The sequence below is a fragment of the Streptomyces indicus genome, from assembly GCF_900100315.1.
In the GTDB taxonomy this organism is placed as follows: domain Bacteria; phylum Actinomycetota; class Actinomycetes; order Streptomycetales; family Streptomycetaceae; genus Streptomyces; species Streptomyces indicus.
The window spans coordinates 12801-24572 of sequence record NZ_FNFF01000023.1 but is presented as its reverse complement, the minus strand read 5'-3'; the positions used below and the strand labels follow the sequence as shown (position 1 = coordinate 24572).

Sequence of the window (11772 nt, the reverse complement as noted above, 5' to 3'; positions counted from 1 at the left end):
CCCTCGCCGGGCGGGGATCCGGCGCCCTACCCCTTGCCGGCCGTGGCGGTCAGGCCGGTGTCGCCCTTGGTCAGGTGCAGCGTGCGGTGCGTGATCTTGTACTCGGACTTGCCGTCGAAGAGTCCGAGCAGGGCGCGCTCCGTCTTCATCACGTCGTCCGGGCACATCTTGCGGGTGGTGCCGGCCGGGCCGAGCGTGAGGGTGCCGTCGTCGTGCACGGTGGCCTTGGCGTTCACCCGGTTGCAGCCGAGGCTGCCGGTCACGCGGCCGTCCTTGCCGAAGGTCAGACGGGCCTTCGCCCCCTTCGGCAGGGAGGCCGCCGTGTCCCCTTCGAGGACCGCGGTGACCTGCCACTCGGTGCCGGTGAGGGGGGCGGGCTCGACCTTCGCGAGGGTGATGAAGTCGCCGCCTTCGCCGGTCAGTTTGACCTTCTGACCGGCCTGCTCGGCCTTCAGCTCGCCCTCGAAGACGCCGAACGCGCGCTCCTCGAAGTCGTCCCCGCAGTACATCTCGGTGCGCGCGAGCGAGCCGACCTTGAGGGTGCCGCCCGCGAGATCGACCTTGCCGGAGAAGGAGTTGCAGCCGAAGGTGCCCTGCACCTCGCCGTTCTTCTTGATCTCGAAGTACGCGCCGCCGCGCGGGGGTTCGGCCTTCTTGCCGCCGACCGTCAGGCTCTCGACGCCCCATTGGACTCCGGTGAGCTCGGGGCCCGGCACGACGGACGTCTGTCCCGCGCCCTGCCCGCCGCCTCCGCCGGCCTGCTGGTCGCCGCAGGCGGCGAGCAGTCCGACCGCGGCGACCGCGGCGGCGGAGCTGATCACTGCCTTGTGTGTTACTCGCTGGGTGTACCGCATGCAGATGTGACGGGCGAGGTGCGGAGCCGGTTCCCTCATGGCTCCGGGGTGGTGCGTGCCGGCGCCGGGGTGGTGGTGCGTGCCGGCGGTCCGCCCGTGCCCCTTCAGCCCATCAGCGGCAGCAGCCCCGACAGATCCGCCCGCTCCCCGCTCGCGCTCACCGCGGCCGCGTCGACCGCGTCGGCCCAGCTCGTACGGCCGGTCGCGAGCCGCACCCAGGTCAGCGGGTCGGTCTCGACGACGTTGGGCGGGGTGCCACGGGTGTGCCGCGGCCCTTCGATGCACTGCACCACGGCGTACGGAGGGATGCGGACCTCCGTGGACGCCCCGGGGGCCTTGGCGGCCAGGGTGTCGGCGAGCATCCGGGTGCAGGCGGCCAGGGCCTGGCGGTCGATGGGCAGGCCGAGTCCGGTCGCGCGGTTGAAGTCGTCGGTGTGCACGACGAGTTCGACCAGGCGCGTGACGAGGAAGTCCTCGAGGGTCATGGCGCCGGTCCGCATCTGGATCAGCCGCCCGGCGGGCGCGGCCGCGAGCAGCTCGCCGATCCGGTCGCCGATCTCGCCGTACCAGGCATCGAGGTCGGGGTGCTGCTCGGCGAGCGTCTGCACGGTCTCGGCGATGGCGCCCGCGTACGGCGCGGAGGTGCTCGGGTAGCGGTCGAGCGTCAGCTCGGCCTTGCGTGGCTCCTCGGCCTCCAGGGCACGCACCACCGCGTTCATCGCCATCCCGATGTGCGCGGCGAGCTCGCGCACGGACCAGGGCTCCAGATCCGTGGCCCGCGCCAACTGCGCCTCGTCCAGGCCGCGTACGGCCTCTCGGACTGTGGCGAACTGGGCGAAGAGGGCCTTGCGGGTTTTGGCGGGGTCGTAGGTGCGGGGGCGGGGTTTGGGCGGCATGGGGCGAGCCTACGACGTGCGGGTGTCCTCGTGGCGGGCACGTTCGGGAGCCCGCCCGGGCCGCGTGCCACGGTGGGTTCACCCCCGGTGGACACGTACTCCTGTGGCACCGAGCGGCCGGGCCCCGCCCGCACCGCCCGCGAGGAGCAGCGCGAGTTCGGCGCCTTCGTACAGCTCGCCGTACAGGATCGCCTGGCGGTCGTTCCCGCCTTCGTCCCCGTCATCGCCGTCGTGGTCGTCATCGCCGTCGTGGTCGTCATGCCCGTACGGCCCGTGGTCGTCCTCGGGGCCGTCGTCCGTCCCGGGCCCACCCACGTCCTCGGCGATCCGTCCGGACAGCGGAACCAGGACGAGGAACGCGCGCTCCGGCTCCTCTTCCGTCGCCACGCGCAGGCGCCCCCGCCCACCGTCCGACACCAGCACCCGCAGCACCGGCTGCGGACCCGAGCGCAGGGCGCGGATCCTGCGATGGAGCACCACACCGCCCGCGGTCAGCGCGAGTCCCGGGACGATCAGGAGGAGGGCGCCTGCCTGCTGTCCGAGCGCGTCGTAGGGTTCCGCCACCAGGCGGGCCCAGTCGCCGTCGACCAGCACACCGGCCTCGCTGCCGCGCGGAAAGTCCTCGGGGAACGTGGCCGGCAGACTGCGCTCGGTCCCGTCCGGCAGCCGCACGCGGAGCCGGACGTCACCATCGGGGCCGAGGACGCGTGCCGTCAGACGTTCCGCACCGCGCGCGCGGTCCGCCGACTCCTGCTCGGCCAGGGCGCCCTGCCCGAGCAGCAACCCGCCGAGCAGGCACAGGACCCCGCCCAGCACGATCCTGCGGCGTGCCCGTCCGTCGCGCGGCAGGTCCTTCGGTACGAGGGCACGCCGGCCTTCCGCTGCCTGCAACGCCAGTGCCCGCTGCCGGGCGCGGCCCCGGAGCCGCAGCACGACGGCGGCCCAGACCGCACCCGCCAGAGCGGTGAAGAGCCCCACGCCGATCCGGTCCGCGGAGGTGAACAGGATGTCGTCGGCCAGCACCTGGACCAGTCCGGCGGCCCCGACCACGGGCAGCAGGACCGCAGCCGCCCACGGCAGCCGCCACACGCAGTAGGGGGCCAGCAGAAGGGGCGGGACGAAGGCGTACCCCAGCCAGTCGGTGCCGCACGGGTCGGCATCCGTACACAACGGCGCTGCGGGGTCCGAACCGGCCAGCACCACGAACACGGCGACGATCCCGGCGCCGAGCAGCAGTGCGGCCGGCCCGCCTCCGGCCAGGCCCGGCACAGCGGCCGCCCAGCGGGAGGCGGCATCGGACCGCAGCGGGGCCGCCTCGGGGGCCCGGTCGGCGGGCAGGGGTTCGAAGAGGGTCGTCACCGCCGCAGTATCGGCCTGCGGCATCTTTCTGAACAGAGCTCCACCGCCCACGTCCGGAACACCTCGGCCCCGCCCAGAACCCTGGACGGGGCCGAAGTGACGTACGGCGAAAGGCGTTTACGCGAGCAGACCCGGGATGGTCGCCTCGTGCGCCTCGCGCAGCTCGCTCAGCGCAATGCTGAACTCACCCTGAACCTCGACCGCATCCCCGTCGATCACACCGATCCGCACCGCCGGCAGCCCCCGCGCCCCGCACATGTCGGTGAAGCGGAGCTCCTCGCTGCGCGGGACGGCGACGACCGCGCGGCCCGCCGACTCCGAGAAGAGGAAGGTGAAGGCGTCCAGGCCGTCGGGGACGACCAGGCGCGCACCGCGGCCGCCGCGCAGGCAGGACTCGGTGACCGCCTGGATGAGGCCGCCGTCCGACAGGTCGTGCGCGGCGTCGATCATGCCGTCGCGCGAGCCCGCGATCAGGATCTCGGCGAGCAGCTTCTCGCGCTCCAGGTCGACCTGCGGCGGCAGACCGCCGAGGTGGTCGTGGACGACCTGCGACCAGGCCGAACCGCCGAACTCCTCGCGGGTCTCGCCGAGGAGGTACAGCAGCTGGCCCTCCTCGGAGAAGGCCATCGGCGTACGGCGCGTGACGTCGTCGATGACACCGAGGACGGCGACGACCGGCGTCGGGTGGATCGCGGTCTCGCCGGTCTGGTTGTAGAGCGAGACATTGCCGCCGGTCACCGGGGTGCCCAGCTCCAGGCAGCCGTCCGCGAGACCGCGCGTGGCCTCGGCGAACTGCCACATGACCGCCGGGTCCTCGGGCGAACCGAAGTTGAGGCAGTTGGAGATGGCGAGCGGCTTGGCGCCGGAGGCGGCGACATTCCGGTACGACTCGGCGAGCGCCAGCTGCGCGCCCGCGTACGGGTCGAGCTTGGCGTACCGGCCGTTGCCGTCCGTCGCCACGGCCACACCGAGGTTGGACTCCTCGTCGATGCGGACCATGCCGGAGTCCTCGGGCTGGGCGAGGATCGTGTTGCCCTGCACGAAGCGGTCGTACTGGTCGGTGATCCAGGACTTGGAGGCCTGGTTCGGGGAGGCGACGAGCTTCAGGACCTGCTGCTTCAGCTCGTCCGAAGTGGCCGGGCGCGGCAGCTTGTTCGCGTCGTCGGCCTGGAGTGCGTCCTGCCAGGACGGACGCTCGTACGGCCGGTGGTAGACCGGGCCCTCGTGGGCGACGGTCCGCGGCGGTACGTCCACGATCTGCTCGCCGTGCCAGAAGATCTCCAGCTGCGAGCCCTCGGTGACCTCACCGATGACCGTGGCGATGACGTCCCACTTCTCGCAGATCTCCAGGAAGCGCTCGACCTTGTCGGGCTCGACGATCGCGCACATGCGCTCCTGCGACTCGCTCATGAGGATCTCCTCGGGCGAGAGCGTGGCGTCGCGCAGATGGACGCGGTCCAGCTCGACGCGCATACCGCCCGAACCGGCCGAAGCGAGCTCGCTCGTCGCGCAGGACAGGCCCGCGCCGCCGAGGTCCTGGATGCCGTCCACGAGGTTCTCGCGGAAGATCTCCAGGGTGCACTCGATGAGCAGCTTCTCCTGGAAGGGGTCGCCGACCTGGACCGCCGGGCGCCGGGACGGGCCCGTCGAGTCGAAGGTCTCCGAGGCCAGGACCGAGACACCGCCGATGCCGTCGCCGCCCGTGCGGGCCCCGTACAGGATGACCTTGTTGCCGGCGCCGGAGGCCTTCGCGAGGTGGATGTCCTCGTGCTTCATGACGCCCACGCACAGCGCGTTGACCAGCGGGTTGCCCTGGTAGCAGGAGTCGAAGACGACCTCGCCGCCGATGTTGGGCAGGCCCAGGCAGTTGCCGTAGCCGCCGATGCCCGCGACCACGCCCGGCAGCACGCGCTTGGTGTCCGGGTGGTCGGCCGCACCGAAGCGCAGCGGGTCCATCACGGCCACCGGGCGCGCGCCCATCGCGAGGATGTCGCGCACGATGCCGCCGACGCCGGTCGCGGCGCCCTGGTACGGCTCGATGTAGGAGGGGTGGTTGTGCGACTCGACCTTGAAGGTGACCGCGTAGCCCTGGCCGACGTCGACGACGCCCGCGTTCTCACCGATGCCGACCAGCAGCGCATCGGACTCGGGGGCCTTCTCGCCGAACTGCTTCAGGTGGACCTTGCTGCTCTTGTACGAGCAGTGCTCGGACCACATGACGGAGTACATGGCGAGCTCGGCGCCGGTGGGACGGCGGCCGAGGATCTCGCGGATCCGGGCGTACTCGTCCTCCTTGAGGCCGAGTTCCTTCCAGGGCTGGGAGACGTCAGGCGTCTCGGCCGCGTGCTTGACGGTGTCGAGAGTCATCAGGCAGTGACCAGCTTCTTGAGGATCGAGGTGAAGAATCCGAGCCCGTCCGTGCGGCCGGTGCCGACCAGGGGCTCGACCGCGTGCTCCGGGTGCGGCATGAGGCCGACGACGTTGCCCGCCTCGTTGGTGATGCCGGCGATGTCGCGCAGCGAGCCGTTGGGGTTCATGTCCAGGTAGCGGAACGCCACCCGGCCCTCCGCCTCCAGCTCGTCGAGCGTGCGCTCGTCGGCGACGTAGCGGCCGTCCATGTTCTTCAGCGGGACCTGGATCTCCTGGCCCTGCTCGTAGTCGGACGTCCACGCCGTGCCCGCGTTCTCGACGCGCAGCTTCTGGTCGCGGCAGATGAAGTGCAGGTGGTTGTTGCGCAGCATCGCGCCGGGGAGCAGGTGCGCCTCGGTGAGGATCTGGAATCCGTTGCAGATACCGAGGACGGGCATGCCCGCCTTGGCCTGCTCGATGATCGTCTCCATCACCGGCGAGAAACGGGAGATGGCCCCGGCCCGCAGATAATCGCCGTAACTGAAACCGCCGGCGAGCACGACCGCGTCGACCTGCTTGAGGTCCTTGTCGCGGTGCCACAGAGAGACCGGCTCGGCCCCGGCGAGCCGGGCCGCGCGCAGCGCGTCCTGGTCGTCGAGGGTGCCGGGGAAGGTGACGACGCCGATCCGAGCGGTCACTTGGACGCTCCCGCGACCTCGGAGGTCTCCTCGACCTTCACGGTGAAGTCTTCGATGACGGTGTTGGCGAGGAAGGTCTCGGCCATTTCGTGGATACGGGCGAGCGCGGCCTCGTCGACGGGACCGTCGACCTCGAGCTCGAAACGCTTGCCCTGACGTACGTCCGCGATCCCGTCGAATCCGAGGCGCGGCAGTGCACGCTGCACCGCCTGTCCCTGGGGGTCGAGGATCTCCGGCTTGAGCATGACGTCGACTACGACGCGTGCCACTGGCACTCCCGGTGTGCTGGTGCCGAGCTGCGCTTCAGCGGCGATGCCGAGCGCTGCTTCAGCACGATGCTGAGCTGGTTCGTTCAGCGTATCCGACGTAAATTTCTACTCGCGTAGACTCGTAGGTTCCTACGTGATCGCGCTCACTTTTCGATGATCACGCAGCAATGGCGCACGCAATGGGCAGGGAAAATTCCGGGAAACCCTGCGAGAAACCTCCCGCACGGCATTGCCTCCGGACACGCGGAGAGATTTAGTCGGTCTTCCCAATGCAATGCCGGGCACGATACAAAGGATTCGTCGGCGGATTCGCGGGCAAATAAGCAAAAGCCGGACCATGGGCCTGAAGTGCCGATAACGCAGGCACGACGGCAGATACAGGGTTCCGCAGGAAAGGACCGATATTCGTGGCGCAGCGTGTCGTGGTCACTCTCTTCGACGACATCGACGGCTCAGAAGCGGCGGAAACGGTCGCCTTCGGTCTTGACGGCAAGTCGTACGAGATCGACCTCAATCAAGCCAATGCCAAGAAACTCCGCAAGGCGCTCGCGCCCTACCTGGAGGCGGGCCGCAAGCAGTCCGCGCGCGGCACCGCCGGCAAGGCGAACAAGACCGTGAAGCACACCGCCGTGGCGGCCGACCCGGCGGCGGTCCGGGCCTGGGCCCGCTCGCACAAGATGGACGTGCCGGCGCGGGGGCGGATCCCGAAGAAGGTCTACGAGGCGTTCGAGGCGGCCAACTGACGCGGCGGGCGAGCGGCCGGAGCGCCGGTCCGGAGCCCTCAACTGACGCCATGGCCATGGTCGTCCGGAGCCCCGCCGCGCTACCGACTTGCATTGCACCCCCGCAGGTCGGCTAGAGTCTGGAGCGCGCCGCGGGGCCCGGGAGACCGGACACCACGGAGGACGCGCGGGTGTAGTTCAGTAGCAGAACACCCCCCTTCCAGGGGGGAGGCGCAGTGTGCAATTCCTGTCACCCGCTCCGATACAGGGCTCCGACCACTCTTCTGGATCAGGTAGTCTTGTATCAGCGCCGCCCGGTGAGAGCCGGTCGGATGCTGTGCGAACGTAGCTCAGTTGGTAGAGCGCAACCTTGCCAAGGTTGAGGTCGCGAGTTCGAACCTCGTCGTTCGCTCCACAAGCGAAAGCCCCCGGGAAACCGGGGGCTTTCGGCGTTTCCGGGCCGCTTCCCGACGGGGGCGGCGCACCTCACCGAGCCCCGTTCCCCGCCCCCGTACATGACAGGTGTCATACGCACCCGTGAGAGCTGTCATCCCGGCTCATGACGGCCCGCACTGCCCGCAGCCCCCGTCCGCGGGGAGGCTTGAGGCATGAACACCACCACCGAAGAGCGCGTGATCGACGTCACTGATCTGCGCCGCACCTATGCAGGCGGCTTCGAGGCGGTGCGGGGGATCACCTTCCACGTCGGCAAGGGCGAGCTGTTCGCACTGCTCGGCACCAACGGGGCCGGCAAGACCTCCACCGTCGAACTCCTCGAAGGGCTCGCACGCCCGGCCGCCGGCCAGGTGCGGATCCTGGGCCACGACCCGTACGCCGAGCGCACCGCCGTACGGCCGCGGATCGGCGTGATGCTTCAGGAGGGCGGCTTCCCCGCGGAGCTGACCGTCGCCGAGACCGTACGGATGTGGGCGGGCTGCACCAGCGGCGCGCGGCCGCTCGGCGAGGCGCTCGAACTCGTCGGGCTCGCCAAGCGCGCCGGCGTACGGGTGAAACAGCTGTCCGGGGGTGAGAAGCGGCGCCTCGACCTGGCGCTCGCGCTCCTGGGGCGGCCCGAGGTGCTGTTCCTCGACGAGCCGACCACCGGTCTGGACGCCGAAGGGCGGGCCGAGACCTGGGAGTTGGTGCGCGAACTGCGCGACCGCGGCACCACGGTGCTCCTGACCACGCACTACCTGGAGGAGGCCGAGTCGCTCGCCGAGCGGCTGGCGATCCTGCACGAGGGCGAGATCGCCGCGACCGGCACGCCCGCCGAGGTGACTGCCTCCCAGCCCTCGCGGATCTCCTTCGAACTGCCCGAGGGCTACTTCGTCGGGGATCTGCCGCCGCTGGCCGGGCTCGGCGTCACCGGGCACGACGTGGTGGGACGGACCGTGCAGCTGCGTACGCCCGAGCTGCAACGGGCCGCGACCGGGCTCCTGTTGTGGGCGCAGCAGGCCGGGGTGGAACTGCGCGGGCTCGATGTCCGCTCGGCCTCGCTCGAGGAGGCCTTCCTGCAGATCGCGCGCGACATGCGCGGCGGCGAGCACGGCGACGCACACGCCGTACGGACGAAGGAGACCGTGGCATGAGCACCCTGGACCGGGGCATGAGCGCCCTCACCACCCCCGCCGGGCGGCTCGCCGCGCTGAGCCGGGCCGAACTGACCCTCCTGGGGCGCAACAAGAGCGTCCTGGTGACCGCGCTCGTGATCCCGCTGATCCTGCCGTTCACCGTGCAGACCACGCTCAAGGAGTCCGCGCTCGAAGGCACCGGCGTGCAGATCGGCGAGGTGATCCTGACCGCCGCGGTCGGTTTCGCGCTGCTCTTCGCCGTCTACAACGCGGTCACCACCGTCTTCGTCGTACGCCGCGAGGAACTGGTCTTCAAGCGGCTGCGCACCGGCGAGCTGCGCGACCTGGAGATCCTCACCGGCGCCGCGCTGCCCTCGGTCCTGATCGGCCTGGCGCAGTGCGTGGTCGTCACCGTCGGAGCGGCCCTGCTGCTCGATCTCGGGGCGCCGGCCGCCGTGTGGTGGTCCGTGCTCGGGGTGCTGCTCGGGCTCGGCCTGTGCGTCACGCTGGCCGCCGCGACGGCCGGGCTCAGCCGGACGCCGGAGAGCGCGCAGGTCATGGTGCTGCCGCTGATGTTCGTGTCGATGATCGGCTCCGGCATGGCCGTGCCGCTCGAGGTCTTCCCCGACCGGCTCGCCTCCGTGCTCGAACTCCTCCCCCTCTCCCCCGTCATGACCTTGGTGCGCGGCGGCTGGACGGGCGAGCTGCCGGCCTCCGAAGCGCTGACGGCGCTGGTCGTGGCGGTGGCCTGGATCGTCCTGTCGGTGTTTGCTGTACGGCGGTGGTTCCGGTGGGAGCCGAGGCGCTGAACAGGCGGACGGGGAGCTAGACGTGCTGGAGCGGTACCGGCGGTGGCGCCGGCAGGTGTGGGACGAACGCAGCCATGTGGAACGCATGGAGTTCCAGAGCCTGCTCATCGTCCGGTTCATGGTCTGGTTCTTCTTCGCGGCCTGGCTGGTGATGCCGGTGGTCGAACTGGCCCTGGACCCGACCGGGCTCGAGCTGCTGCTCGGCTCGCTGCTGCTGCTCTGCGCGGGCGCGCAGTGCGTGGTCGCCTGGCGGCTGCTGCCGCTCGCGTTCGACCAGTACCTGGGCCGCGGCACCGTGCCCGGCAAGGGCGTGCTGCTCGCCGGTGCGCTGATGACCGGCACGCTCGCGCTCGACCTCGCGCTGGAAGCGGTGGGCGGGCTCGACCACGGGTTCACGGTGTTCGTGGCGCTCTTCGCCGTCATCCCGTACACCGCCGAACGCTGTCTCGTCCTGCCGCTGCGCACGTACCAGCAGTGGAGCCTGGCCGCCGCGGTCGTGGTGCCCGGGGCGTTCGCCCTCGCCGGCGTGCACGACATGCGGCTGCTCGGCTACGGCCTCGGGGTCTACGGCGGCGCCATGATCTGCCTGGCCAGCATCCGCTGCTCCGCCTGGAGCCTGCGCGTGATGTGGCAGGCCGAGCAGGGCCGCGAGGCGCAGGCGCGGCTCGCGGTGGCCGAGGAGCGGCTGCGGTTCGGGCGCGATCTGCACGACGTGATGGGCCGCAACCTCGCGGTGATCGCCCTCAAGAGCGAGCTCGCGGTGCAGCTGGCCCGGCGCGGCCGCCCGGAGGCCGTGGAGCAGATGATCGAGGTGCAGCGGATCGCGCAGGAGTCGCAGAAGGAAGTACGCGAGGTCGTACGCGGCTACCGCGAGGCGAGCCTCGGCTCCGAACTGGCCGGTGCGCAGGCCGTGTTGACCGCGGCGGGCATCGACTGCCGGGTGACGGGAGCGGAGGCGGCCGGCGAACTGCCGACCGCGGTGCACGCGGCACTCGGCTGGGTGGTGCGCGAGGCGGCCACCAACGTGCTGCGACACGGGGACGCGAGCCGGTGCGAGGTGGCACTGCGGGTGGCGGAGGGGCGGGCTGTGCTCACGGTGGAGAGTGATGGTGCTGGTGGGGTGGGGCAGGGGGCGCGGGCGGTGGGCGAGGGTGTTCGGGCGGTGGGCCAGGGTGTGCGCACGGCGGGCCAGGGTGCGCGCACAGCCGGGGTGACAGACCCCTCCCGCCCGGGGGCCGCGCCAGCCCCTCAAGGCTATCGGGAGCCACTGACAGAGCAGGATTCCGAAGGCTTCGGGGGCCGCGCGGGAGGCCTCGGGTCAGGGGCGGGGGAGCCTGGTCGTTCCGGTCGTTCCGGGTCCGGAAGCCTCGGTTCCGGGGTGGGCTCCGGCGGCTCCGGGGCCGGTGGCTTCGGGTCCGGGGCAGGCCCCGGTGGTTCCGGGCTCGCCGGGCTGCGGGAGCGTCTTGCCGTGCTCGGTGGGCGGCTCGAAGCGGGGCCGGCCGAGGGCGGGATGTTCCGGCTGCGCGCCGAGGTGCCGCTCGGGGTGCCCGAGTCCGCCGCAGTCGCGGCGCCTGCCTCCCGTACAGACGAAAGCGAGACCACCCGATGAACCCGCCGCTGCGCGTCCTGCTCGCCGACGACGAGCACCTGATCCGCGGGGCGCTCGCCGCGCTGCTCGCGCTCGAGGAGGACCTGACCGTCGTCGCCGAGGCCGCCTCCGGGCCCGAGGCCCTCGCGATGGCGCTCGCGCACCGGCCCGACGTCGCCGTGCTCGACCTCCAGATGCCGGGCGCGGACGGTGTGAACGTGGCCACATCCATCCGGCGCGAACTGCCCACCTGCCAGACCATGATCGTGACGAGCCACGGCCGGCCCGGGCATCTCAAGCGGGCGCTGGAGGCAGGCGTACGGGGATTCGTGCCGAAGACCGTGAGCGCACAGCGGCTGGCGGAGATCATCCGTACCGTGCACGCCGGGAACCGTTACGTGGACCCGGAGTTGGCGGCCGACGCGATCTCCGCGGGCGACTCCCCGCTGACCGCGCGCGAGGCCGAGGTCCTGGAGCTCGCGGCCGACGGCGCACCTGTCTCGGAGATCGCCGAGCGGGCCGCCCTGTCCCCCGGAACGGTCCGGAACTATCTGTCCTCCGCCGTCTCGAAACTTGGAGTCGAGAACCGTCATGCGGCGGTGCGTCTCGCGCGCGAGCGCGGTTGGGTATAGTGGTCTCCGCGCCACGGCGAAAAGC

At 71.3% G+C, this 11772-nt stretch carries 11 protein-coding genes and 2 tRNA genes; 7 read left to right on the top strand and 6 right to left on the bottom strand.

From position 1 onward, the window contains the following. Window positions 1-26: 26 nt before the first annotated feature. From BLT97_RS33830 to purS, 6 genes are all read right to left on the bottom strand, one after another. Window positions 27-821 carry an META domain-containing protein gene (locus BLT97_RS33830; protein ID WP_107407055.1) on the bottom strand — a complete coding sequence of 265 codons (795 nt, stop codon included), beginning with the start codon at window positions 819-821 and terminating at the stop codon, window positions 27-29. 137 nt (window positions 822-958) lie between these two features. Continuing rightward, window positions 959-1750: a maleylpyruvate isomerase family mycothiol-dependent enzyme gene (locus tag BLT97_RS33825; RefSeq protein WP_093617259.1), complete on the bottom strand. Its 792-nt coding sequence runs from the start codon at window positions 1748-1750 to the stop codon at window positions 959-961. Window positions 1751-1828: 78 nt separating this feature from the next. After that, window positions 1829-3109: a hypothetical protein gene (locus BLT97_RS33820; protein ID WP_143041427.1), complete on the bottom strand. Its 1281-nt coding sequence runs from the start codon at window positions 3107-3109 to the stop codon at window positions 1829-1831. A 117-nt stretch (window positions 3110-3226) separates the two neighbouring features. Beyond that, window positions 3227-5476, bottom strand: a complete 2250-nt coding sequence (purL, locus tag BLT97_RS33815) for a phosphoribosylformylglycinamidine synthase subunit PurL (RefSeq protein WP_093617255.1) — start codon at window positions 5474-5476, stop codon at window positions 3227-3229. After that, the gene (purQ, locus tag BLT97_RS33810; RefSeq protein ID WP_093617253.1) at window positions 5476-6156 is read right to left on the bottom strand and encodes a phosphoribosylformylglycinamidine synthase subunit PurQ; all 681 of its coding nucleotides are present in this window, start codon (window positions 6154-6156) and stop codon (window positions 5476-5478) included. The genes purL and purQ overlap by 1 nt, the downstream gene beginning before the upstream one ends. Beyond that, window positions 6153-6425, bottom strand: a complete 273-nt coding sequence (gene purS, locus BLT97_RS33805; RefSeq protein WP_093617251.1) for a phosphoribosylformylglycinamidine synthase subunit PurS — start codon at window positions 6423-6425, stop codon at window positions 6153-6155. The genes purQ and purS overlap by 4 nt, the downstream gene beginning before the upstream one ends. Window positions 6426-6832: 407 nt before the next feature. On the opposite strand from purS, the gene BLT97_RS33800 reads away from it, so the two are divergent. The 7 genes from BLT97_RS33800 to BLT97_RS33770 all read left to right on the top strand — a co-directional run bounded on the left by BLT97_RS33800 (window position 6833) and on the right by BLT97_RS33770 (window position 11747). Further along, entirely contained in the window at window positions 6833-7168 is a 336-nt protein-coding gene (locus BLT97_RS33800; protein ID WP_093617249.1) for a histone-like nucleoid-structuring protein Lsr2, read from the top strand. A 166-nt stretch (window positions 7169-7334) separates the two neighbouring features. Next, window positions 7335-7406, top strand: a tRNA-Gly gene (locus BLT97_RS33795). An 80-nt stretch (window positions 7407-7486) separates the two neighbouring features. Further along, window positions 7487-7562, top strand: a tRNA-Gly gene (locus BLT97_RS33790). A 193-nt stretch (window positions 7563-7755) separates the two neighbouring features. Beyond that, a complete protein-coding gene (locus BLT97_RS33785; RefSeq protein ID WP_093617247.1) occupies window positions 7756-8736 on the top strand; it encodes an ABC transporter ATP-binding protein in 981 nt (326 codons plus the stop codon). Next, window positions 8733-9527, top strand: a complete 795-nt coding sequence (locus tag BLT97_RS33780; RefSeq protein ID WP_245769694.1) for an ABC transporter permease — start codon at window positions 8733-8735, stop codon at window positions 9525-9527. Before BLT97_RS33785 ends, BLT97_RS33780 begins: the two co-directional genes overlap by 4 nt. Window positions 9528-9549: 22 nt before the next feature. After that, the gene (locus BLT97_RS38775) at window positions 9550-11136 is read left to right on the top strand and encodes a sensor histidine kinase (RefSeq protein ID WP_245769693.1); all 1587 of its coding nucleotides are present in this window, start codon (window positions 9550-9552) and stop codon (window positions 11134-11136) included. Continuing rightward, window positions 11133-11747 carry a response regulator transcription factor gene (locus BLT97_RS33770; protein WP_093617245.1) on the top strand — a complete coding sequence of 205 codons (615 nt, stop codon included), beginning with the start codon at window positions 11133-11135 and terminating at the stop codon, window positions 11745-11747. Before BLT97_RS38775 ends, BLT97_RS33770 begins: the two co-directional genes overlap by 4 nt. The last annotated feature ends 25 nt before the right edge of the window (window positions 11748-11772 follow it).

Excerpts from the sequence above, each read along its gene's own strand:
- BLT97_RS33825 (WP_093617259.1), bottom strand. The coding sequence starts at position 1,750 with ATGCCGCCCAAACCCCGCCCCCGCACCTACGACCCCGCCAAAACCCGC.
- purL (WP_093617255.1), bottom strand. The coding sequence starts at position 5,476 with ATGACTCTCGACACCGTCAAGCACGCGGCCGAGACGCCTGACGTCTCC.
- BLT97_RS33785 (WP_093617247.1), top strand. The coding sequence starts at position 7,756 with ATGAACACCACCACCGAAGAGCGCGTGATCGACGTCACTGATCTGCGC.
- BLT97_RS33780 (WP_245769694.1), top strand. The coding sequence starts at position 8,733 with ATGAGCACCCTGGACCGGGGCATGAGCGCCCTCACCACCCCCGCCGGG.
- BLT97_RS33770 (WP_093617245.1), top strand. The coding sequence starts at position 11,133 with ATGAACCCGCCGCTGCGCGTCCTGCTCGCCGACGACGAGCACCTGATC.